The sequence below is a fragment of the Alteromonas sp. B31-7 genome, from assembly GCF_015767655.1.
Taxonomy (GTDB): Bacteria; Pseudomonadota; Gammaproteobacteria; order Enterobacterales; family Alteromonadaceae; genus Alteromonas; species Alteromonas australica.
On record NZ_CP065233.1, the window covers coordinates 2,127,333 to 2,152,597 of the forward strand.

The following is a 25,265-nucleotide window of genomic DNA, read 5'->3' on the forward strand; positions in this document are numbered from 1 at the left end:
GCAACGCTGATATTTGCCCTATAATATCAGTCAAACTAATCAAGTCGCGAAAGCGGCTTTTGTCTTAAAAAAAAATCGGATAGAAACACCATGAATTTGCATGAATACCAAGGTAAGCAGCTATTCAAAGAATACGGTTTGCCTGTTTCTGAAGGATACGCAGCAGACACTGCTCAAGGTGCTGTAGAAGCCGCTGATAAAATCGGCGGAGAAGAGTGGGTAGTTAAGTGTCAGGTACACGCGGGCGGTCGCGGTAAAGCTGGCGGTGTAAAGCTAGTTAAAGATAAAGACGCGATTAAAGCTTTCGCTGAAAACTGGCTCGGCAAAAATTTGGTGACGTTTCAGACTGACGAAAATGGTCAGCCTGTAAGCAAAATCTTAGTTGAATCTTGCACAGATATCGCTAACGAGCTTTACCTTGGTGCAGTAGTTGACCGTACAACCCGTCGCGTTGTATTTATGGCTTCTACTGAAGGTGGCGTAGAGATTGAAACCGTTGCAGAAGAAACCCCAGAGAAGATCCTTAAAGCTGAAATCGACCCAATTGTAGGTCCTCAGCCTTACCAAGCACGCGAAATGGCGTTTAAACTTGGTCTTACTGGCGTTCAAATCAAGCAGTTCACCAAGATTTTCCTTGGCCTAGCTAAGATGTTTGAAGATCTTGATATTGCCCTTATCGAAATTAACCCTCTTGTTATTAAAGAAGACGGTGACCTTCACTGTCTTGATGCTAAGCTAGCTATTGACGGCAACGCGTTGTATCGTCAACCTAAAGTTAAAGCAATGCAGGATCCTTCTCAAGAAGACGAACGTGAAGCGCATGCTGCTCAGTTCGAGCTTAACTATGTTGCTCTAGACGGTAACGTAGGTTGTATGGTTAACGGTGCCGGCCTAGCAATGGGTACAATGGACATCGTAAACCTACACGGTGGCAAGCCCGCTAACTTCTTAGATGTTGGTGGTGGCGCAACAAAAGAACGTGTTGCAGAGGCATTCAAAATCATCCTATCTGACGACAACGTTAAAGCTGTTTTAGTTAACATCTTCGGCGGTATCGTTCGTTGTGACATGATTGCTGAAGGTATCATTGGCGCAGTTAAAGAAGTTGGCGTTAGTGTTCCTGTTGTTGTACGTCTTGAAGGTACAAACGCAGAGCTTGGCCGTGAAGTTCTAGCGAACTCAGGTCTAGATATCATTGCTGCTGAGTCGCTAACTGATGCAGCTGAGAAAGTTGTTGCTGCTGCGGAGGGCAAATAATGTCTGTATTAATTAACAAAGATACCAAAGTAATCTGTCAAGGTTTCACTGGTGGTCAAGGTACTTTCCACTCTGAGCAAGCTATTGCTTACGGTACGCAAATGGTTGGTGGTGTTACACCAGGCAAAGGCGGCACTGAGCACTTAGGTCTTCCAGTATTCAATACAGTACGTGAAGCGGTAGAAGCTACCGGCGCAACAGCAACGGTTATCTACGTACCAGCTGCGTTCTGTAAAGATTCAATTGTTGAAGCTGCTGATGCTGGCATCGAGCTTATCGTTTGTATCACTGAAGGTATTCCTACGCTTGATATGCTTTACGTAAAAGAATACGTAAACGCAAAAGGCGTTCGCATGATTGGACCAAACTGCCCAGGTGTTATCACGCCGGGTGAGTGTAAAATTGGTATTATGCCTGGTCATATCCATAAGCCTGGTAAAGTAGGTATTGTTTCTCGCTCTGGTACGCTGACGTACGAAGCAGTTAAGCAAACTACTGACGAAGGTTTTGGCCAGTCTAGCTGTGTGGGTATCGGTGGTGATCCTATCCCAGGTTCTAACTTCATTGATATTCTTCAGTTGTTCCAAGACGATCCACAAACTGAAGCTATCGTTATGATTGGTGAAATTGGTGGTACCGCAGAGGAAGAAGCTGCTGAATTCATCAAAGCTAACGTCACTAAGCCGGTTGTGTCTTACATCGCAGGTGTTACAGCACCTCCGGGTAAGCGTATGGGTCATGCTGGTGCAATCATCGCAGGCGGTAAAGGTACTGCTGATGAGAAATTTAAAGCACTAGAAGATGCAGGCGTTAAAACGGTACGTTCACTTGCTGAAATCGGCAAAGCGCTTCGCGAAACTACAGGTTGGTAAGCTAACGCTTATTGATGAATTTAAAAGCCCGCTTTTAGCGGGCTTTTTTGTATCTCAAATTTATTATTGCTTCGGTTTGATGTAACAAAATTACTACATCCTGATCAGCAAGGCCTCATTTTCTCGCCATATGTAGTTAAATTACCTCATTAAATACAAACGCTTTGTTAATGCAGTGTTGCATAAATTTTATTGAATACGTATGCAGGCAATTGTGCATTCAACGTGTCCTCTATAGCATTATGCCGACAATGTTTATTGTCATTTAATAGTCATAACAATAACAAAAAGACAACAACTATAACCGTATGGGACACCCGTTTTATGAAACAATTCAAACCCAATCTCATTAAAGCTGCGCTTATTTCTGGCGGTGTAGCCTTTGTAAGTACACCGACGTTCGCACAAGAAAGCACCAGCGATTCTATTGATGAAAGTAATGTTGAAGTTATTCAAGTAAGTGGTATCCGAGGTAGCTTGCAACGTGCCCAAGCAATTAAGATGGACAACACGTCAATTGTAGAAGCCTTGTCAGCAGAAGATATTGGTAAATTGCCTGATACCAGTATTGCCGAATCTATCGCACGACTACCTGGCGTTACGGGTGAGCGTAGAAACGGGCGTACGAGTGGTATCTCTGTACGTGGTTTTAATGAAAACTACGTAGGTACGTCATTAAATGGTCGCGAATTACTGGGAATGGGCGACAACCGTGGCGTTGAGTTCGACCTTTACCCAACGGAAATCATTTCAAATATTCTGGTATACAAAACGCCAGAAGCCGGTATGACCACGCAGAACATTGGTGGTTCTATTGATCTTCAAACCGTTAAGCCTCTCTCGGCGGAAAGTACATTTACGGTAAACGGTAGCTTTGAAAAAAATGCAGAAGACTCACCAAACCCAGATTTCGACAATTCGGGCCACCGTGTGTCAGTTAACTACGTTGATCAGTTTGCCGATGACACATTAGGTTTAGCGTTAACCGTAGCGACTATGGAATCACCAAGACAAGAACAGCACTTTCGTGGTTGGGGCTATGCTGATGTTAACTTAGCTGCAGAAAATACATTTAATGATGATGGCGATCCTGTTTGGAACCCTCGTCGTTATGATGGTCAAGATACGGTAAACGTTCCTGAAGGTACTGTTGTGCTTGGCGGACACGATTCGTTCCAACGTTCTGCAATGTTAGAACGTGATTCAATTGCTGCGGTAGTTGAATGGGCGCCTACGGAAAAACTTAATATACAACTTGATGCACTATACATCGATTTCGTTGAAGACGATGTTCGACGTGGCCTTGAGGAAGGTGGTGCAGAGTGGGGCACAAGTGCTTACACAGTCACTGGTGTTGAAGACGGTTTGGTGACCTCTGGTTACACCGATGGCTTTTATTCTGTTGTACGTAATGACGCAAGACGTCAGGAAGCTGATTTAACCACCATAGGGATAAACGCCGAGTATCAAATTAACGACTCTTGGAGCGTAGAGCTTGATTATTCTACTGGATCAGTAGAGAAAGAAATTATTGATGTCGAGAGTTACTCAGGTGTGGGTCGTGCTGGTACAGATGGTCGTTCTTTGTCGGCGCGAAGCTGGGAAATGACGTCTACGGGCGTTATGTATTCAGACCATCCAACGGCTGATGCCGTAGACCTTACCGACCCTACTCTTATTCGTTTAGCTGGACCACAAGCATGGGGCGCGCGTCCTCTTCTTGAATCTGATGCGCAAGATGGCTTTGTGAATCAACCTCTGTTTGAAGAAGATCTAGACACAATACGTCTCGACCTCAAAGGCTATGTAGAGTGGGGAATCGTCACCGGCGTTTCTACAGGTATCGTTTACTCTGACAGAAGTAAGTCAAAAGACAATAACGGCGCTTACTTAACGGCGCCTTCTTACCCTGATGATGCAGCGATTCCTGATGTTCTTGGCGTAGTAAATTTAGATTTCATCGGTATAGACGGTATTTTGGCTTATGATTCTTTAGGCCTTTATGAGAGCGGATACTACATTGAAAGTGACGCTAGCCGTGTTCAAAACGATCGCTTGGGTGATACCTACACCGTTGATGAAGAACTTATTACGCTTTATTCTAAATTCGATTTAGAGATGGAATTAGGTGACGTTTGGGTTCGTGGTAACGTTGGCGTTCAGGTCGTTAAGGCAGATCAGCAATCTACAGGCTTCTCTACCACTTCTGATGCTGATGGCTACACCATCGCAACGCCAGTGACCGGTGGCGCAGATTACACAGATGTATTACCTACTTTAAACCTTTCAGCCGAAGTTGCAGACAATCAATTCGTTCGCTTAGGTTTAAGCAAGGTGATTTCTCGCCCTCGTATGGACGACATGCGTCCAAATACACAGGTAACGTTTTCATTCAATGACAATCAAATTACCAGTTCTGATATAGAAAATGGCCCTTGGGGCGGCAGTGCAGGTAACCCAGATTTACGTCCACTTGAAGCGAATCAGTTTGATTTAGCCTACGAGAACTACTTTGCAGACTCCGGATATGTGGCGGTGTCATTCTTCTTTAAAGATATAAAGAATTGGCATAGAGATACGTCGATAATCGCTGATTTCTCTGATTACTACGTTCCTGATTTGCATCAAGGTTCTGAAGGACAGGTGCCTGTGTTGTTTACTGGCCAAGTAAGCAGTGTTCTTGATGGGTTTGAAGGATTTGTGCGCGGGTACGAGCTACAAGGCTCACTACCATTTGATATTATCCATGATTCACTAGAAGGGTTTGGTTTGTTTGCCAGTGCCACTTTTATGGATGGTGAGGTAGACCCAGCGCCAGGCCAAACGGAAACGCGTATTCCTGGTTTATCTGAAGAGTCTTATAGCATGACATTCTTCTATGAAAACAAAGGGTTTGAATTCCGTTTAGCAGCAACTAAACGTGACCAATACCTTACCGAAGAGCGAGGTACAAGCCTTGCGCTTGTTGATGCAACTAAACAAGGTGGTACCTTGGTTGATGCTCAAATTGGCTATGACTTTAGTGAATCAGGTATTGATTACCTGGATGGTTTGCGTGTAACGCTACAAGCACAAAACCTAACAGATGAAGATGATATTCAAGCATCTAGCACCGACCCACGTCAAATTACACAGTTCCAGTCTTATGGAACCAACTATTTACTAGGGTTTAACTACAAGTTCTAACTTTTCCGTGTGTGTTAAAAGCCACCTAAAGCTTTTTGTATTAGCTTATGCTAAAACAAAAGCAAGGTGGCTTTTTTATTTTCTGAAGCTACAACTAAGGTTTAGTGGCTTGAATGAGTATTAGCGAGAATGACATGCAAAACCCAAAAAAAAATCCAATAAAGCGGGTCGTCATCGCGGGCGGTGGCACTGCAGGATGGCTGACTGCATCCCTCATGAAAAAGGTGTTGGGAGAGGCCGTCAATATAACGTTGGTTGAGTCAGAGGTCATAGGAACCGTAGGGGTAGGTGAAGCCACTATTCCACCTATTCGTTTAGTTAACCAAGTTTTGGGGATAGACGAAGCCCAGTTTTTATATGAGACAAAAGCGACCATCAAGCTTGCCATTAAATTTGAAAACTGGAAAACCAAAGGGCAAAGCTACTACCACACCTTTGGTGCACCAGGTAAGGCCATGGCCTTTTGTCATTTTCACCATTACTGGTTAAAAGGCCAACAGTTGGGGAAAACCCAAGATTTATGGGATTATGACTTAAACTATCACGCCGCTGAGGCGGGTAAGTTTGCCCCTATTAATGCCAAAGATCCCGTACTAGAACTGCCTTTTGCGTATCACTTTGATGCGAGTTTGTATGCAAAGTACCTACGCAAACTTAGTGAAAGTATGGGTGTTGTTCGTATTGAGGGAAAAATTGGCAGCGTAGAAAGAGATAACGTAAATGGTTATATTAAGGCGTTGCGGTTAGATAATAAAAACCGCATAGAGGGAGACCTCTTTATTGATTGTACCGGTTTTAAAGGCTTACTTATTCAAGAAACCCTTGGAACAGGCTACGACGATTGGTCCCATTTGCTCCCCTGTGATAGTGCGATAGCAGTGCCATCTGAGCGGCACGAATCCACACGCCCCTTTACGCGGTCAATTGCCCATGATGCTGGCTGGCAATGGCGCATTCCATTACAGCATAGAAACGGTAACGGACATGTATTTTGTTCTCGCTATGTTAGCGAAGATCACGCCTTAGATACGCTAATGGGCAACCTTGATACAAAACCGCTCGCCGACCCTAAACTTATAAAGTTTACAACGGGCCGTAGACGCAAGCAGTGGAATAAAAATGTGGTGTCAGTAGGGTTGTCGAGTGGCTTTTTGGAACCATTAGAATCTACCAGCATACACCTCATTCAATCAGCCATTGTGCGCTTAATTCAACTTTTCCCTCACAATGGAATAACCCCTAGTTTAGAGGCAGAATACAACAAACAGTCAGCGTTAGAATTCGAACAAATTCGAGATTTCCTGATACTCCATTATTCGGTAAATGAACGAACTGATAGTGCTTTTTTTAACGATATGCGGAATTTAGACTTACCCGATACCTTAAGGCACAAAATCGCACTTTTCAAAGAAAATGGCAGTTTGTTTAGAGATCAGAATGACTTGTTCTTAGAGAGTTCTTGGCTTCAAGTCATGTATGGGCAGGGTATTACTCCGAATGATTATCATGGTTTGGTTAATACATTTAGCGATGAAAAATTAAAAGAAATGTTAACAAGGTTGCTAAAAATAAAACGTGAACCGCTTTCACAATTACCGAGTCATGATGAATACCTAAATGGGATGGTAAAACGTGCGAAGCAGAACATGAGCGCTAACGCGTGATAAAAATGAGTGAAAATGCTCCTAACACCCTAGAAGTGGTATGAAATTCGCTATTTCCACTTAACACAAAAAAGAAAGCAGCTAATAGGCTGCTTTCTTTTTTCCCTTCGCCACTCCCCTTAAATGTTACTTTATTGTCAGTTGTATGCCTTATATGTAACTTATTTGTAAATGAATACGTATGCATAGCATTGCTCCCTTTTTATACAAACCAGTAATATTTGTTGTTGAACCATCACACTCCTTCGCCATTAACGAGACGGGGCAAACATGCCCATTATGTCGCGATAAAAACGAATGGGAATAAGTAGCACTTTTAATTGTTGTCGTGCTTAAAGTGCTTATAAAAAACAAGGAATGGGACACCAATGAAAACTTTTAAACCCAGCACCATCATGGCGGCATTGTTGAGTAGTGGGGTTGCGTTGTACACGCATCCAGCGCTTGCTCAAACAGCCCCCGACGCACCCACAGATGAAATTGAACGCCCTCAAGAAGATACGGTAGAACGTATAGAAGTGAGGGGATTTAGTACTAGCCTCATCCAATCCCTTAATCAGAAACGCTTTTCCGACATGGTTACGGAGCAAATATCTGCAGATGATCTCGGTGGGTTACCCGATGTCTCTATGGCAGATGCATTAACTCGATTACCGGGTATTTCCGCTGTACGAACCGGGGGACAAGCTGCACAAATCAACATACGCGGCCTATCTGGCGACTTTGTTTTTTCAACATTAAATGGCAGAGAGCAGGTGTCTACCAGCGGCAGTCGTGCCATTGAATTTGATCAATATCCCTCTGAACTTATCAGTGAAGCGGCGGTGTATAAATCGCCCAAAGCCTCTTTAATTGAAGGAGGAATAGCGGGCACGGTTGAACTCAAGACAGCTTCACCTTTAGCCATTGAAGAGCAACATAAATTTAGTGCTAATATGCGCGGTATGTATAACGACCGCGCCTCAGAAGTGAGTGACGCAACGGAATATGGCCACAGGCTGAGTTTTTCATATCAAGGCAAATTTCTTGACGATACGCTAGGTGTTTCCCTTGGTTATGCCAGGTTATTCCAACCCAGTGTCTCTACTCAGTTTATTGGCTTAGCCTATAATGGTCAGGTTGATGTAGATGGTCTTGAAGGGGATACAGACGGCCCAGCAGATTGTCCAAATTGTGAACTCATTTCAGAAGGCTTTGAAATGCAGCATAAAGGTGGGGAAGAAACCCGTGATGGATATGTGGCAGCGTTTGAATGGGCACCCATTGACACCTTTACACTAAAAGCAGATGCCTTTATTTCAAAGTTTGATTCAGAAGCCTTTGCCCGTGGTTTTAGGGTCAAACTGGGCGGCGTCAATGCAGGTATTACTAACCCTGTCGTGGTAAACAACAGCGTAGTGGGGGGCACGTTTACGCGCACCGACAGCAGCTTCACTCGTATCGAATTAGTCAACGACGATAATCAAGACTTCGACAGTGTCACCAATTTAGGAGTCAATGCGGCCTGGGAAATTACGCCAGACTTTGCGGTTCAATTCGATGTGTCACGCTCCAGTGCTGAAAGTGATTTTAGAAACGGTCTGCTGTGGTCTCTCGTAGGAGAAGACGCAAATGCCGCAAACCCAGTGTTTGATGAAAATATTCAAATTTCCTATTTACTCAACGGGTTAAATTTACCGGATATTGGGTTTAACCAAATGAATGACTTTACAGATTTAGATAAAGTCATGGTAAGTAAATACGGTATCTACCCTTATGAAAATAAGGATGAATTAGATGCCTACAGGGTCGATTTTCAGTACTTCCTAGATGTTCCTATTATTTCTGGTATCGAGTTTGGTTACCGCTATTCTGACAGAGAATATAGAAATGATCGCTCTGTTTTCGAGTACGGCAATGACAGCGCCTTTTCGGTTAGTGAGCCGCCATTACAACTTACTGATGCCATGGTAGAGGAAGTGAATTGGAGTGGCGATTTTTCTTATTTCCCAAGTTATCTTTCTGTAGATTTAGACAGTGCGTTAGATGCATGGTTTCCTAATGGACGACCTGAGCCCATACAAACCTGGGGACCTGGCGCAGCTGGGGTGATTAATGGCCCAGGTACTGGCCCTGCTACTGCATGGACATTGCAGGAAAGCGGCACCGTGTTTGAAACGGTGAATTCCGCTTATCTAATGGCCAGTATTAATACCGAGCTAGGTAGCTTACCCATCACGGGTAATGTGGGTGTGCGCTATGTGAAAAGTAAGCAAAGCTCCACCACTTTGCAGCGTGCCACGCAACTTATCACTGATGTAGAAACGGGTACGTCTGTTGAAGTGAGTGACCCAACGGCAGGCGCACAAAATATTACTGATGATGCAGGCCTCATTAATAATTTTTACCGTCCTGCAATTATATCGCATGAATATAACGATGTACTTCCATCAATTAACCTGAATTTTAAATTAACCGATGACATGCAATTGCGCGCTGCAGCCGCGAAAGTGATGGGGCGAGCTCCCATTAACCGCTTTGCAGCCAACGCCTCAACCACCATTGAAACCGTCACCGCATTTCAAGATAGAGACTCAGGGGAAATTACCCTTTCTAACCCCACTGCAAAAGTAAGTGGAAGTGCAAGAAACAGCCCCTATTTAGAACCATTTTATGCTACTCAGTATGACCTTTCATGGGAATACTACTTCTCAGAATCTGAAGGTGCCTTAGTGGTGGCAGGTTTTTACAAAGACATCGAGTCTTTTGTAGAAGATGTTGAAATTGAACCCTACGACTTCGAGGCCAATGGCATTGTTATTCCCGATAACGTGCAAGTACCGGTTTACCTTACTCCTGAGTTTACTGGGCAAGAAGCCGAACTTGCGCGAGATGAAAATGGCGACCCCATTTTTATTACCGTACCTACTGAAAATGGCAGCTACAGCACCGCGGTTAATAATGCAGAAGGCGGTTACATTCGCGGAGTTGAAGTTGCCTACACACAAATTTATAGCATGTTACCGGGTATGTTCTCTGGATTGGGGGTAAGCGCAAGTTATTCGTACACCGAAAGTGAAATTCAGCGAACTTTAGGTGACGGCGTTTACGCTGCTAATTTACCCGGCCTTTCAGAAAACGTAGCGACAGTAACCGTGTTTTGGGAATATGAGGGCTTTGAAACCCGCTTATCTGGTCGTTATCGAGATGCATTTGTTTCACAGCAAGTAGCGGTGAACGATCAAGTGGTTAATTTTGATGAGGAACTGGTCATTGATTACCAAGCGTCATATGAAATAAACGATAACTGGAGCGTACTGTTCCAAGTAAATAACCTCACAGACGAACCCACGAAAAGCTACTTCGCTTCCGAAGAGCAAACAGGCACCATTCAATACTTTGGCACGCAATACTACCTAGGGATGACATACCAACTATGAAAAACATCACCTTAGGATTACTTAAATGTGTTTCGTTTGCCAAACCTTGTGAGATGACTCAGGAGAATTCTATGTTTACTAATACACGAGTATGGCGCGCAGCTCTACTCCTAGTAGGCGCAATAATGTTAGCCGGTTGTGGAGGTTCAGACGTTGAGTCTGGCACCAATACCTTGTTAACGTGTGAGGTACCTAATGTTCCTAATGATTCAGGAACGGCGTGCGTACCTCCACCCCCTATTCAGTGCGAGGCACCTACCGTGCCCAATGAAACCAACGACGCCTGTGTCGTGGGCGCAGACCCTGCATTACCAGACCCTGTGTTTACACCTTCAGAAAACCAGGCCGTGCTTTACTATAACCGTGCAGCAGTGGATGCTGATAATTCAAGCAACGATCCAGCATATGAAGGTTGGCGATTACACACGTGGAATAACGACACCTGCGATGCCTATGCTGATGCCGATACAGATTGGGCAAATGGCCGTACACATACAGGTATAGACCCTAATTATGGTGCTTATTGGATACTGGAATTAAAAGAAGGGTATGGCGACTGCCATAACTTCATTATTCACCAAGGAACCGATGATGCCGGTAAAGAGATGGGCGGCGGCGATTTTCAGGCGTCGCTTGTTCAGGATGACGACACCTTTGTTCGTATGAACTTTACTTTATCGGGGGAACCAACGCTTTTTGAATACCCCATTATGTCACTTGGCCCACAGCCGGTGGACATTGACGGGTTTGCAGCGCATTGGTTAGACGCCAACACTATTTTGTGGAATGTTCCAGATACCGTAGCAGAAGTTAAGCTGCACTATTCAGCGCAAGCTGACTTAGAAAGCAGTCTAGAGGAAGGCATTAATGGTACAGCAGTCACTCTGATGTCCAGCAGCCTCACTGAAGCGCAGGCATCACGTGTGCCGCATCTTTCAAGTATGCAGGCCTGGGAAGGGGATTGGTCGGTTGAAGATGCAAAAACCGTCTTGACCACACAAGCGGTTGTTGGTGGGTATGATGCCGATGGTACGTTAGTGGTAGCAACGGGTATTCAACTTGCGAATGCGATTGATGCACTTTACACCCAAGGTGAGGACGACGCTGATGAAGCACAACTTGGCGGCATTTACACAGACTCCGGCATAGCGGCCGCACTGTGGGCACCGACAGCCACAAACGTTGATCTTTTGCTGTACAGTGAGAATAAAAAGCTAAACCAGCGTATAGAAATGCTGCGTGATGACGTCTCAGGCGTATGGCGCTACGAGGGGGATATGTCACTAGATAGGCAGCTTTATCGTTATGAAGTCACTGTTTACCACCCCATTACCGAAACAATAGAAACCCTGTTAGTTACCGACCCGTATTCAGTATCGTTAAGTACCAATGGCCGCTTTTCACGTTTTGTAAATTTAGCTGATGAAGACTTAAAACCCGATGGTTGGGACACCCACGATATCCCTACAGTTGATCACTTTGAAGATGCGGTAATTTACGAAGGGCATGTGCGCGATTTTAGTGTACGTGATATGTCGACGTCGCCAGAAAATCGCGGTAAATATTTGGCCTTTACTGAACAGGGAACCGCCCCGGTTGAACACCTTAAAAAATTAGTAGAGGCGGGCTTAACCTATTTTCACGTGCTACCTGCTAATGACATAGCGACTGTCGACGAAGACCCCGCTAACACGATAGATTTATATGATACTGTTGGTGATTTATGCCGCTTAAATAGTGAAGCTGCGGTGTGTGAAGAAGAAAGTGAAGATGCGTTAATCATTGATGTTTACAACGCTTATGACCCACTATCTCAAGCAGGTAAGGCACAACAACTCACGCATGACTTACAGGCTATCGATACCTTCAATTGGGGGTACGACCCTCACCACTTCAACGCGCCAGAAGGCAGTTATGCTTCCAGTGCAGAAGGTGTTGAACGAATCATCGAAATGCGTGCAATGATTCAAGCTTTACATGAAATGGGGCTTAGGGTGGCGTTAGATGTGGTGTACAACCATACCAATGCGTCAGGCGTATTTAGTAAATCTGTTCTAGACAAAGCCGTGCCAGGCTATTACCACCGTTACGAGGTAGATACCGGGGCTATCGTTCGGGAAACCTGTTGCGATGACACAGAGCCACGTAATGTCATGATGGAAAAGTTCATGGAAGACTCTTTGTTAATGTGGGCTGAGCACTATAAGTACGACTCGTTTCGCTTTGACATCATGAGTCAAGCAACAAAAGAGACCATGGTTCGCTTACGTGATGCCGTTCACGCTATTGATGAAGACAATTATTTCTATGGCGAAGGGTGGACTAAAATTGACCGCGGGTACGAACAAGCTAGCCAATTGAACATGGCAGGGACAGAAATTGGTACCTATAACGACCGAATTCGGGAAGCTATCCGTCAAGGCAATATCTTTAATCCAGACTCTGATGCACTGTTAAGCGATCAAGACCGCGTAAAAATGAGCATGATTGGAACACTTAAGGATTATGTTCTTGAAACGTCCGCGGGTACTGCTGTGGCCACCAGTAATTTAGGGGGGTACGCTGAAGACCCTGCAGACATCATTAATTACGTGTCAAAGCATGATAATGAAACCCTATGGGATCAGCTTAATTACACCTTACCTCAAACGATTACCTTGGAAGAGCGGGTACGGGCTCAAAATGTGGCCATGGGTATTAACCTAGTGTCTCAGGGCATTCCATTTTTACAGATGGGCGGCGACATGCTGCGTTCTAAATCCATGGACAGAAATACTTACGATTCTGGCGATTGGTTCAACTATGTAGACTTTACCTACGAGACGAATAACTGGAACGTAGGTTTGCCGTTAGCGCAAGACAATGAAAGCCGGTGGGAAGAAATGGGCGAGTTTATTTACAGCCCCGACCGCGCAGCCTCTATGGCCGACATTATGTTTGCATCCGATGTCTTTGCTGAACTTCTCAGTATTCGTATGAGTAGCCCATTGTTTAGACTAACCACAGCAGACGATATTATCGACAGAGTCGGGTTCCATAATATAGGTGCAAGTCAACAACAAGGCTTGATTGCCATGAGCATCGATGATGGTGTGACTGACGGTGATGAAAGTCGTACCGATCTCGACATGATGAACGATGCAATCATGGTGCTTGTAAATACCGGTTATGAAGAGAAATCGATTGCTGTTAACACAGCAACAGGCTTTTCACTGCATGTCACTCAAATGAACTCTGTCGATGCCGCTGTGCGTGGTGCTAGCTTTACTGAAGGTGAGGATGGAAACGGAATTTTCACGGTACCTGCGCTAACCATTGCAGTTTTCGTTAAACCGCAATCTGGGGCGCAGGGTTACGGATTATCAGCGTTCGCCACCTCGGGGGCGCCAGACGTGGTGCCTTACGGCGATACTGTGGCGTATTTACGCGGCGACATGAATGGTTGGTCTACTGATGATGCATTTACATATCAAGGCGATGGTAAATACACGGTAGCGGTTGCATTAGAAGCCGACACAACTTACAGCTTTAAGTTTGCTTCCGAAGATTGGGCAACAGTGAATTTCGGAGCAGGCGAGGGCGAAGATGTAAATGTGGTTGCACTAGCGGATAAAGTATTAGCTCGAACCAATAATAATTTGTCGTTCACGCCAACCGTATCTGCAACCTATTTGTTTACGATTGATGCGACAGACAGTGAGGCGCCGGTGCTTCTTGTTGAAAATGAAGAGCCCTATGTTGGCACACCCGTGTACCTTCGTGGTGCAATGAACGGATGGGGAACCGACGAAGAGTTTGTATACCAAGGGGGCCGCATTTACACGTTTGCCCGTGACATTGACGCGGGCAGTTACGAGTTTAAAGTTGCGTCAGAAGATTGGAGTACCGTCAATTTTGGCGCATTAACAGGTAATGATGCCGACCGTATTTTAACGCCTGGGCAAACGTTATCCGTCGCAGCGACGAATGATAACTTGGTCCTAAATGTTGAATCGGCTGACCGTTATGTCTTTGTATTTAATGTCACCGATGTCAATGCCCCAACCTTAGGCGTATTTAAAGAAAACTACTGGGGTGACACAGACGTGTATATTCGCGGTGGCATGAACGGCTGGGGCGTTGAAGATATGTTTAGTTATCAGGGAGAAGGCGTGTATACCACCGACATTGAACTTAGTGCAGGTAGCATTGAATTCAAAGTTGCCTCTGAAGATTGGGCCACTGTTAATCTTGGGAATCCCAATGATGCGGTGTCGAATCTGGTCGTTGAAGGGGAAGCAAAAACCTTAGGTAGCAGCAACAATAACCTAACCATTGAAGTAATAGATGGTGGTTTATATGAGTTTAAGGTAAGTGGCCCAGATGGAAATGCACCTACGCTAACGGTAACGATGAAGTAATATTAATTACGTGTAGTTAAAACTCAAAAGATAAAAACCGCGGCTAGCTCGCGGTTTTTTTATTCGCTTTTTTTGATTTCACCAATCGCAAATTTTCATCACCTAATTAATCCAAATAGCGCACAATACTTGTAATAAGACTGATGTGAACCTCCATGGCACAGTACTTGTAAACAAAAAATATACCGACATAAGTTAGTTAGCCGTTAATGGAAAAATCTTACCTATTGCATGTGAATGCGAGTGTAACAAGGAGATGATATGAAAAGGGCAATTGTAGTAGAAGGCGGCGCCATGCGCGGAATTTTTGCTGCGGGCGTACTCGATAAGTTTATGGAAGAAAACTATTACCCTTTTGATTTCGCTGTAGGGGTTTCAGCTGGTGCAACGAACCTGTCTACTTATGTGTCACGTATGCATGGGTTAAGTAAAACCATCATCACGCAATATGCTACAAAGCGCGAATTTTTCAGCCCCCTTCGCTTTATAAAGGGCGGACACATGACGGATGTGCACTGGCTATGGCATCATTCTAAACAATCTCTGGGTATCACTGGGCCAAACAGTAGTGCAGCGATGCCACTGTATGTAGGTATCACAAACACGCAAACAGGGCAGTGCGAATACCATCAGGCTACAGAAGACAATGTAGATGCCCTTATGGTTGCTTCTTGTGCACTGCCGACAGCATTTAGAGAGCAGCCTATTATTAATGGAACGCGCTACGTGGATGGCGGCGTGGCCGATGCCATTCCAGTCAAACAAGCGTACGACATGGGTGCCAGGGATATTACCGTGGTGCTTTCACAACCCCATGGGTTTACCAAACCCGAAGTTAAATCCACCTGGCTAATGGAAAAAATGTACGGTGACCAGCCTGCGTTGCTCAAGACGATGCTAGCGCGGGCAGGTATTTACAACGATACTCTCAAGTTTCTTTCCAACCCCCCGGATGATTGTAAATTAACCTTAGTGGCCCCCGACAGCGGCTTTTGCGTAAAGCGCCTTACTATGGATAAACGAAAGCTGCTTAAAGGGTATGCACAAGGCCGTCGTATGGCGCGGCGATTAGTTAAAGACACAGTAGCCATAGCAATTTGATTGCCGTGATAAAATGCATTTTTAGCGCTACGTCATATTAGGCTAGAGGTCTAGTCGCTATCATGGCACACTCTCGCTATTCATTCGTTAGCGAGAGTATTCACCTCGTGCAGTTAGAAAAACAGCAAATAAGTATTGGGCTGAGTAACCCTAAAAACCCTGTAAATGTTGCCTCTATCCTAAGGGCAGCAGGGTGTTATGGTGTAGCCAGCGTATTTTATACTGGGCAGCGTTACCGCTTTGCCAAAGACTTTAATGCAGATACCAAAGCCTTTCATAAAACCATCCCTACTATTGGGGTCGAAAACCTCAAAGAGGTGGTACCTAAGGGCGCTAAAGTAGTGGCGGTAGAGTTGGTAGAAGGCGCCACGCCTTTGCCTTCATTCACACACCCTGACAATGCGTTTTATATATTGGGCCCAGAAGATGGAAGTTTAGATAGTCGCGTGCTCTCATGGTGCGACCATGTTGTTTATATTCCGACGTTTTCTTGTATGAACTTAGCAGCCACCGCAAATGTACTTCTCTATGATAGGTTAGCTAAGTCTAACTACGAACACGGTGATGGCTTAATTCGTAAAAGTAGAGATAACAACAATCAAACCAAAATTTAGCCGTTGGTGGAGGCGCTAGCGGCAACATGAGTAACAAATTTTGGGTGAATACGTATGCATGTTTGTTAACATGTAATTAACGCGTATGCTGTATTAAATTTTTACCCATGCACGTTAATTTCTATGTACACACCGACATTTTCACGTTTTCGCCGCCACATTCTCGTTGCTGTCACCTCTGTATTTTTATCTTCTTGTGGTGGGGGAGAAGTCGCTAATGAAGCGGATTTATCAGACAATTATTTATCTTCAACGATGCAACACGATGACGTGTTGAAGGAGGCTAGCCTGGAAAGCCGTTTAGCAAGTGTGCCTACAGTGCAAGCTAAGCCCGTGGTTTATCAAGTGTTTACTCGCCTATTCGGCAACACGAATAGCACCAATAAACCTTGGGGAACCATTGACGAAAATGGCGTGGGTAAGTTTAGTGACTTTACACCTCAGGCACTTAAATCTATCAAATCATTGGGCACTAGCCACATTTGGTTTACCGGTGTTCCCCATCACGCTTTAATTAGCGACTATACAGAATACGGAATACGCGGTGATGATCCTGACGTGGTTAAAGGCCGCGCAGGTTCGCCTTATGCGGTTAAAGATTACTACAATGTTAACCCCGACCTTGCCGATGATCCCGCCAAGCGTTTAGAAGAGTTTGAAGCTCTCGTTGCCAGAACCCATGAGGCGGGAATGAAAGTCATCATTGATATTGTGCCTAATCACGTGGCCCGCGACTATGAATCACTGTTAGCGCCAGAGGGAGTCAGCGACTTTGGTGCCCATGATGATACCTCTGTTGAATATGCCCGCGACAACAACTTTTATTATGTGGTTGGCGAAGCGTTTGAAGTTCCTGATGGTGGTGACTATAAGCCCCTTGGTGGTGACAGTCATCCCTTATCCGATGGCAAGTTTGATGAGTTTCCAGCTAAGTGGACAGGTAATGGGGCACGTGCTGCTCAGCCCGATATTAATGACTGGTATGAAACCGTTAAGGTCAACTATGGCGTAAGGCCCGACGGTACATATGATTTCCCAACCCTACCTGAAGGTTTTAGCGCGGAACATGCGGCGTTCTGGGAAGGAAAAGACGTACCGGATTCCTGGTACAAGTTTAGAGATATAGCGCATTATTGGCTCGATAAAGGGGTAGACGGGTTTCGCTATGATATGGCCGAAATGGTACCCGTTGAATTTTGGTCATTTTTAAACAGCAGCATAAAACAAAAGGCGCCAGACGCCTTCCTGTTGGCTGAAGTTTACCAACCAGATAAATACCGTACTTATATCCAGCAAGGTAAAATGGATTATTTGTACGATAAAGTAGGTTTCTACGATACGTTGAAAACAATTATGCAGGGCAGTGGTGCAGTAAGTGATTTGGTCGCTATCCATGACGAAGTTCGCGATATAGCGCCACATATGCTGCATTTTTTAGAAAATCACGATGAACAGCGCATAGCCAGCCCAGATTTTGCCGGCGACGCTGACAAAGGAAAACCTGCATTAGCCGTAAGTGCACTAATTAGTCGCGCGCCTACCTTGCTTTACTTTGGACAAAATGTTGGCGAAGACGGTAGCGAAGAGACTGGGTTTGGCGACCCAACACGAACCACTATTTTTGATTATGCAGGCGTACCGGCTCATCAACGTTTTATGAACAACGGCAAATTTGATGCAGGGCAGTCAACAGAGAAAGAAAAAGCGTTGCATCGCTTTTATAAAGACGTCATGAACATCGCTACAAGCAATAGCGCAATTACTGGGCGTTATCAAAGTCTACATGCCCTGAACCTAAGCGTTGAAGGATCTGCGTATTCTGAGCAGCAGTTTGCATTTCTACGCGAGAAAAACGGACAGGGGATTATTGTTCTCGCCAACTTTAGCGAAACGCCTACGGGCCCCATTTCACTCGCGGTACCGGCCACTGCGATACAGGCCTCGGGCAGCAGCCTTGACCTTAAACCTTTACTTTCTCATGACGGTTTAATGCTTGAGCAAGGCGAGGTGAACTACCGCGCTACAACAACGTTAGGCGCGTTGGAAACCAAGGTGTTTGCTTTTTAAGTAAGCACGGTGATTCCCACCAAGTCAGCGCAAGCGTTCAACGTGGAAGGCTATTGTTTTTTACATGGTATTTTGACCAGGTGTTCTTAAAAGGACTTCGGTGAATACGTATGCATAGCGTTGGTCTGGTTACGTGGACAAGGTAATATCTCGATATAATCTTGCACTTAACGTATTTTTAACATTGGTGTTCATGTGTTTAATTTTAACAGCGTAAGCCAATCTATTTGTGTAAACCGCTATCGTGCATTACCGTTATTCATCACTTCGGCTGTATCACTAGCATCGGTTCCCGTTTATGCATTGCAGCAGGGGGAAATTGAAGTATACCCACCTAACTGGTGGGCAGGTATGCAAAATCCTGAAGTAGAGTTGATGATTTACGGTGAAGACGTAGCTGATGACGCCGTCTCTCTTGCTACGGGAAATGTAAAAGTTAGCCGAGTTAAGGCACTTGATAGTGAAAACTATCTTTTCGTAACGCTTGATACTTCAGGCGCCCAGGCACAAGACCTCGTACTTACATTAACCGACAATGATGGAAGCCAACGTACGGTGCATTACTCTCTTGAAAAACGCAAAGAAGGCTCTGCGTCAAGAAAAGGCTTTGGACCAGAAGACGCTATCTACCTTATTGCACCTGACCGCTTTGCAAATGGTAATACCGCAAATGATAACGTTGACGGTTATCAAGATAAGGTAGACCGCCAATTTAAAGGTGGCCGTCATGGCGGCGATATCCAAGGTATCGTGGACAACTTAGATTACATTAAAAGCATGGGCTTCACGCAGATTTGGACCATGCCTATGCTTGAAAATGCGATGAACAAGTACAGCTACCATGGCTATTCAACCACAGATTACTACCTCATTGACCCGCGCTTTGGGTCTAATGACGCCTTTATAGATTTCAGTGAAAAAGCAAAATCCGAAGGGGTTGGCGTTATCATGGATATGGTGCTTAATCACATCGGTAGTAATCATAAGTGGATGGAAGATACGCCATCAAAGGATTGGATCAATAATGAAGGAAAGTTCGTCGGCACCACCCATAAAAGAGAATCTCTGCACGACCCTCATGCAATAGAAAGCGATATCAAAGGGTTTAGCGATGGGTGGTTTGTGCCTACCATGCCAGATTTAAATCAACGCAATCCACACTTGGCGAACTATTTAGTTCAAAATGCTATTTGGTGGGTAGAAACTGCAGATTTAAGTGGTATTCGCGTAGATACATACTCTTACCCTGATAAAGCGTTTTTAAGTGAATGGACAAATCGCTTAATGGACGAATACCCTAACTTTAATATCGTGGGTGAAGAATGGTCTGTAAACCCTGCAATCACGGCCTATTGGCAAGCAGATAGTCAGCGCCACGATGACTATGATAGCGCGCTACCATCCGTGATGGATTTTCCATTGCAAGCTGCCGTTGTTAAAGCGTTAAACAGCGATGAAAGTTGGAACTCTGGTTTTATTACGGTTTATGAAACCCTGGCTACCGACTTTTTATATGGCGACCCGAACAATCTGGTTGTCTTTCCCGATAACCACGATATGAGCAGAATCTTTACGCAACTTGGACACGATAAAGCCAAGTGGAATATGGCGATGACTTTATTGCTTACAACCCGAGGGATCCCACAGGTATTTTACGGAACGGAAATTCTAATGGGTAACGAAGGCAGTGACGATCACGGTATTATACGCTCTGATTTCCCCGGCGGGTGGCCTTCAGATAGTGATAAAAACGCCTTTACGGGTAAGGGGCTTAACAGCGATGAGCGTTGGGCTCAGCAGCGCATTAAAGCCTTATTGCAGCTGCGCCAAACATACCCGCAACTATTTCAAGGCAAGTTAAAGCACTATGCGCCCGTTGACGGTGTTTACACCTATTTTCGAGAGGCTGAAAAGGGGGCTAAGCGCAGTGCCCAATCAGATAACGGAAACAATGTTGAAAGCATCATGGTAATTCTTAACAAGAAAGCGGTAGATTTACCTTTATCGGACTACGCAGAGATGCTTGAGTCGAACGATTCGATTACAAGAATAAGTGACGGTAAAACGTTCAAGCCAACAGATACCATTAGCCTTCCGGCGATGTCAGCAAATGTTTTCATTGTGCGATAACGGTATCCATTAAACTAAAACAATAAATAGAGCAAAGTATGCAAGCAAACCAACCCCGCCTGAGTTTTTGGCAAATATGGAATGTCAGTTTTGGCTTTCTTGGTGTTCAATTTGGATTTGCCCTCCAAAATGCAAATGTGAGCCGAATCCTCACGGATTTGGGCGCAGACCTTCACTCCTTGTCCCTATTTTGGTTAGTGGCACCCATCATGGGGCTTATTGTACAGCCCATTGTGGGTTCAGCCTCCGATAGAACATGGAATAAATTAGGTAGACGACGTCCTTTTATTCTCGGTGGCGCCATTGCCGCAGTAGTCGGTATGGTGTTATTGCCCAATGCGCCATTATTCGTGGTGTTTATTGCTCCCATGCTGATGGGCGCCCTCATGGTCGCCCTTATGGATGCTTCTTTTAATGTTTGCTTCCAGCCATTTAGATCTCTTGTGTCGGATATGGTGCCGCCATCTCAACGGAATGTAGGGTATTCCATTCAATCTCTGCTTATTAATATAGGCGCGGTTATTGGTTCCATTCTTCCTTTTGTTCTGACGAACGTAGTAGGGCTTGACAATACCGCACAAATGGGTGAAGTCGCGCCGTCTGTGATATGGGCATTTTACATTGGTGCGACGGTATTACTGGGCAGTGTTCTTTGGACGGTGTTGCGCACGAAGGAATACAGCCCTGAAGACTACAACCGCTATAAAGGTATTCATGCAAACGCAGCAGCGGTAGAGAAAAAAGCCCCTTTTGTGACACGGATGAAAGGGTTTTTCTCATTAGTGATCCATATGCCTAAAACCATGCGTCAATTGGCCATTGTGCAGTTTTTTTCGTGGTTCGCGCTCTTTATTATGTGGGTGTACACCACGCCCGCTATTACGCAACATATCTGGAACGTGGACAAACAATGGTTTGACCCCGCGTATATTGCGTCAGTACCCGCAGTCCCCCTTGCTATTACCCAAGCTAGAGGGGAGGCCGGCGATTGGGTTGGTATATTATTCGCTGCTTATTCTGTATTTGCCGCCATTTTTTCCGTTTTCCTAGCGCGCTTAGCGGACTCGTTTGGAAGGAAGGTGGTATATGCAGGTGCCCTAGCTATTGGTGGTGTGAGCTATATGAGTTTCTTACTGTTTCAGGATTTAACCTTGGTCAATGTGAATTTGTGGATCACCGAGGTGACCGTACCTATGGGGGCAGTGAAGTTGCTTATTCCAATGATTGGCATTGGTATCGCATGGGCGGCCATTCTTGCCATGCCGTATGCAATGTTAGCCGGTTCATTACCCGCAGAAAAAACCGGTGTTTATATGGGAATTTTCAATTTCACCGTGGCAGCGCCTCAAATTGTTTCAGGATTAACCGCAGGTTGGATTTTAAATCACATTTTTGACAACGATGCTAAATACATCATTGTGCTGGCGGGGGTTTCTATGGTGTTAGGTGCTATTGCCGTTTTCTTTGTCGATGAAGTCACTACCCAGCATGCTACAGACGCGCAAAACAACCCTAACTCAAATGAACACCCGCTTGAACAAGGGAAGTAAAGGAAACAAAATAATGAATAAAAAAATCACACTAATTGCACTTGCCGTCTCCGCGTTGATTAATACTGGATGTGCCGTATCTAACCAGAATGCGTCTTCGAATGCACAAGTGAGTACTGCTGCCGTTGAGGTATACGGTACGCAAACCCCTTTTGCCAGTGAAGCGGTGTATTTTGTCATGACAGACAGGTTTGTGGATGGCGACCCGTCTAATAACTATGAAAATCAAGGCGGAGAGTATTCTACTTGGCAACGCCCATTAGTCGGCCCGAATGGCGAAAAAGCCTACGTAGGTTACATGGGGGGGGACTTAAAAGGCATTTTAAACAACGCCGAATACATTGCTGATATGGGCTTTACCGCAGTATGGATGACGCCGGTTCATGATAACCCTGACTATGCATTTAATGGTGACGAGCCCATTACCTATGGCGGGGCGTTTAAGGATGGTGGTAAAACAGGTTACCATGGGTATTGGGCAACGAATTTCTATAAAGCCGACGAACATATTGTTAGCCAAGATCTTACGGTGAAAGCCTACACCGACCAAATGCGAAATCACGGCTTAAAATCAGTGTTTGATATTGTAGCGAACCACGGAAGTCCTAGTTTTACAATGGAAACCGACTTACCTGGTTACGGCGAAATTTACGATGCAAAAGGCAAACTCGTTGCTGACCATCAAAATTTAGCCCCAGAGGATCTTGACCCAGAAAACAACCCGCTGCACCGTTTTTTCCACTATTATCCCGACTTGGTCAAGCTGTCTAATCTGGATGATGAAAATCCAGAAGTCCGAGATTACCTGATAAATAGCTATCTTTATTGGATATCTCAAGGAGCGGATGGTTTCCGTATAGATACCATACGCCATGTTCCCCACAGTTTTTGGAGAGAAATGTCCGACCGCATAAGAGCGCAACACCCTGACTTTTTTATGTTTGGCGAAAGCTTCCAGTACGATGCTAACTTCATTGCCCAACATACGTTACCTAAAAACGGTGGTGTCAGTGTGCTTGATTTCCCCATGCAAAAGGCCATGGTTGAAGTATTTGAAAAGCCATTGGAAAGTGATTTTTCTACATTAGAAGAAGTACTGTTTCTAACGCACGGCCCTTACAATAACCCTTACGATCTAACCACATTTTACGACAACCATGATATGGCGCGTATCAATGCGACGGACAATGGCTTTATTAATGCGCATAATTGGTTATTTACCGCTCGTGGCATCCCCGTCATATACCAAGGCTCTGAAATTGGCTTTATGCGAGGAACCTCAGAGCATCAGGGAAACCGAAATTACTTTGGGCAAGACAATATAGATGCTGCACCTGCACACCCTATTTATCAAAAACTCCGTAATATCGCCAACGTTCGCAAAACCACTCCCGCGTTACAACGTGGCTTGCAGGTGAATTTGGCGTTTGAAGGGCATAGCGCGGCATTCTATCGAATACTTCAGCACGAAGATATAAATCAAATTGCATTGGTGCTGCTCAATAAAGGTAGCGAACCAAAAGCGTTCACCATAGACCAATTCATGCAACAAGGAGAATGGGTTGAGCAGTTGTCAGGTAACACGCAAACGGTAGATAGCCAAGCACAGCTGAGTACAACCGTTGAGGCAAATGGTGTTGAGGTTTGGGTACTGAACGACCAAATTAAACACCCAGCGTTATTAAATACCGTGGTATCACAAATGGCACGACAATAAGACAGGCATAATGCGAAAACAAAAAGGCGGTGTAGGGGCTAAACCTTACACCGCTTTTTCATTTGTATTGTTCGGCTTAAAGCGCTACTGGCTACCACAAGATTGACGTACGATAACCTCAGCCGGCATAAGGTAGTCGTCTACCTCTTCATTATTAATTGCTTTTAGCAGAGCAGAAACTAACAATTCCCCGGCTAATTTTGTGTTTTGCTGAACGGTGGTGAGGGCAGGGGTGGTATACGCTGACACTGCAATATTATCGTAACCGACCACAGCAACGTCATCGGGTACTTTAATTTTTGCTTGCCTTAATGCGCGCAGAGCTCCCATGGCAATGAGGTCTGACGCACACACAATGGCTTGAGGCAATTCACCCGCTTCAATTAATCCTCGAATAGCTTCTGAACCGGCGTCTTCGGTAGATATAGCATCGAACTGACTACTGTTTTTGTCTAATCCATGGGCAAGCAATGTACGATAATAACCCGTAAACCTCGCTTTAAATTCAGGTGCGTGGTCGCCGTTGTCGCCAATAAACGCAAACGTGGTTTTTCCTTGCGAGATGAGGTGCTGAGTAATGCTTTCACCGCCTTGAAAATTATCACAGCCAATGCTGATACCGGGATGCTTTTCGTCAGGCGCGCCCCACCTCACAAAATGAGTACCTTGCGACTCTAATTGGGCAACTTTGTTTTGATAATCGGTGTAGTCGCCATAGCCCAGTAGAATGATACCATCTGCTTTATTGGAGTCTTCGTATTCGGCGTGCCAGTCATCTTCTAAGTTTTGGAAAGACACTAGCAGGTCATAGTTAGCCTGCGCACACGCGCGAGTAATGCTCCCTAGCATGGCAAGAAAGAAAGGGTTTATCATTGAATCGTCAGACGTAGGATCTTCAAACAGCAAAAGGGCAATGGTACTGCTTTTTTGCAGCCGCAAATTGCTTGCGTTTTTATCAACTTTATAATTGAGTTCTCGCGCAATACGTTGAACCCGTTCCCGGGTTTCTTGATTTACAAGAGAGCTATTATTCAGCGCTCTAGAAACGGTTGACTGAGAAACGCCCGCTAGATGGGCAATATCAAAAGAGGTTGCTTTTTCTTTCATAAACACCATGTTCTGCTGCTACGACAGTGTTATCGCCGGTACAGATTAGCATATTTTTAGTTAAAGGCGTGACTTTAGCTACTTATGTTAAGCGATTACCGAATACCGTGTCTTGTTGACGAATATGACAAGGGAGATATCACCAGCAGGGGGGCGTGATAGATGCATATTCAACCACTTG

Annotated in this window: 13 protein-coding genes; 12 read left to right on the forward strand and 1 reads right to left on the reverse strand. The window is 44.9% G+C overall.

The genetic code is table 11. From position 1 onward, the window contains the following. The first annotated feature begins 90 nt into the window (after positions 1-90). The 12 genes from sucC (at position 91) to IUA53_RS09100 (ending at position 23,977) form a co-directional block, all read left to right on the forward strand. Complete coding sequence (sucC, locus tag IUA53_RS09045; protein WP_044057058.1) at positions 91-1,257, forward strand: ADP-forming succinate--CoA ligase subunit beta; 1,167 nt, start codon at positions 91-93, stop codon at positions 1,255-1,257. Next, on the forward strand, positions 1,257-2,129 hold the full coding sequence (gene sucD, locus IUA53_RS09050) for a succinate--CoA ligase subunit alpha (RefSeq protein ID WP_044057059.1): 873 nt from the start codon (positions 1,257-1,259) through the stop codon (positions 2,127-2,129). Before sucC ends, sucD begins: the two co-directional genes overlap by 1 nt. A 324-nt stretch (positions 2,130-2,453) precedes the next feature. Beyond that, positions 2,454-5,315: a TonB-dependent receptor gene (locus IUA53_RS09055; RefSeq protein WP_044447304.1), complete on the forward strand. Its 2,862-nt coding sequence runs from the start codon at positions 2,454-2,456 to the stop codon at positions 5,313-5,315. A gap of 134 nt (positions 5,316-5,449) precedes the next feature. After that, positions 5,450-6,979 (forward strand): tryptophan halogenase family protein, encoded by a 1,530-nt coding sequence (locus IUA53_RS09060; RefSeq protein WP_196899260.1) that lies wholly within the window; start codon positions 5,450-5,452, stop codon positions 6,977-6,979. A 368-nt stretch (positions 6,980-7,347) separates the two neighbouring features. Continuing rightward, positions 7,348-10,398: a TonB-dependent receptor gene (locus IUA53_RS09065; RefSeq protein WP_196899262.1), complete on the forward strand. Its 3,051-nt coding sequence runs from the start codon at positions 7,348-7,350 to the stop codon at positions 10,396-10,398. A gap of 71 nt (positions 10,399-10,469) precedes the next feature. Then, complete coding sequence (locus tag IUA53_RS09070) at positions 10,470-14,798, forward strand: alpha-1,6-glucosidase domain-containing protein (RefSeq protein WP_196899264.1); 4,329 nt, start codon at positions 10,470-10,472, stop codon at positions 14,796-14,798. Positions 14,799-15,059: 261 nt separating this feature from the next. Then, positions 15,060-15,899, forward strand: a complete 840-nt coding sequence (locus IUA53_RS09075) for a patatin-like phospholipase family protein (protein ID WP_196899266.1) — start codon at positions 15,060-15,062, stop codon at positions 15,897-15,899. Between the two features lie 62 nt (positions 15,900-15,961). Then, positions 15,962-16,513, forward strand: coding sequence for an RNA methyltransferase (locus IUA53_RS09080; protein WP_196899268.1), 552 nt, complete (start codon positions 15,962-15,964; stop codon positions 16,511-16,513). 123 nt (positions 16,514-16,636) lie between these two features. Next, a complete protein-coding gene (locus IUA53_RS09085; protein ID WP_231401295.1) occupies positions 16,637-18,580 on the forward strand; it encodes an alpha-amylase family protein in 1,944 nt (647 codons plus the stop codon). Positions 18,581-18,775: 195 nt separating this feature from the next. Continuing rightward, positions 18,776-20,710 carry a glycoside hydrolase family 13 protein gene (locus IUA53_RS09090; RefSeq protein ID WP_196899270.1) on the forward strand — a complete coding sequence of 645 codons (1,935 nt, stop codon included), beginning with the start codon at positions 18,776-18,778 and terminating at the stop codon, positions 20,708-20,710. Positions 20,711-20,748: 38 nt separating this feature from the next. After that, complete coding sequence (locus IUA53_RS09095; RefSeq protein WP_196899272.1) at positions 20,749-22,260, forward strand: MFS transporter; 1,512 nt, start codon at positions 20,749-20,751, stop codon at positions 22,258-22,260. 13 nt (positions 22,261-22,273) lie between these two features. After that, entirely contained in the window at positions 22,274-23,977 is a 1,704-nt protein-coding gene (locus tag IUA53_RS09100) for an alpha-amylase family glycosyl hydrolase (protein WP_196899274.1), read from the forward strand. An 84-nt stretch (positions 23,978-24,061) separates the two neighbouring features. On the opposite strand, the gene IUA53_RS09105 is transcribed toward IUA53_RS09100, so the two are convergent. After that, complete coding sequence (locus tag IUA53_RS09105; protein ID WP_044057067.1) at positions 24,062-25,084, reverse strand: LacI family DNA-binding transcriptional regulator; 1,023 nt, start codon at positions 25,082-25,084, stop codon at positions 24,062-24,064. Between the last annotated feature and the right edge of the window lie 181 nt (positions 25,085-25,265).

Bases quoted from the DNA above. Each gene is read 5' to 3' on its own strand.
- sucC (WP_044057058.1), top strand. From the start codon at position 91: ATGAATTTGCATGAATACCAAGGTAAGCAGCTATTCAAAGAATACGGT.
- sucD (WP_044057059.1), top strand. From the start codon at position 1,257: ATGTCTGTATTAATTAACAAAGATACCAAAGTAATCTGTCAAGGTTTC.
- IUA53_RS09055 (WP_044447304.1), top strand. From the start codon at position 2,454: ATGAAACAATTCAAACCCAATCTCATTAAAGCTGCGCTTATTTCTGGC.
- IUA53_RS09060 (WP_196899260.1), top strand. From the start codon at position 5,450: ATGCAAAACCCAAAAAAAAATCCAATAAAGCGGGTCGTCATCGCGGGC.
- IUA53_RS09065 (WP_196899262.1), top strand. From the start codon at position 7,348: ATGAAAACTTTTAAACCCAGCACCATCATGGCGGCATTGTTGAGTAGT.
- IUA53_RS09070 (WP_196899264.1), top strand. From the start codon at position 10,470: ATGTTTACTAATACACGAGTATGGCGCGCAGCTCTACTCCTAGTAGGC.
- IUA53_RS09075 (WP_196899266.1), top strand. From the start codon at position 15,060: ATGAAAAGGGCAATTGTAGTAGAAGGCGGCGCCATGCGCGGAATTTTT.
- IUA53_RS09080 (WP_196899268.1), top strand. From the start codon at position 15,962: ATGGCACACTCTCGCTATTCATTCGTTAGCGAGAGTATTCACCTCGTG.
- IUA53_RS09085 (WP_231401295.1), top strand. From the start codon at position 16,637: ATGTACACACCGACATTTTCACGTTTTCGCCGCCACATTCTCGTTGCT.
- IUA53_RS09095 (WP_196899272.1), top strand. From the start codon at position 20,749: ATGCAAGCAAACCAACCCCGCCTGAGTTTTTGGCAAATATGGAATGTC.
- IUA53_RS09100 (WP_196899274.1), top strand. From the start codon at position 22,274: ATGAATAAAAAAATCACACTAATTGCACTTGCCGTCTCCGCGTTGATT.
- IUA53_RS09105 (WP_044057067.1), bottom strand. From the start codon at position 25,084: ATGAAAGAAAAAGCAACCTCTTTTGATATTGCCCATCTAGCGGGCGTT.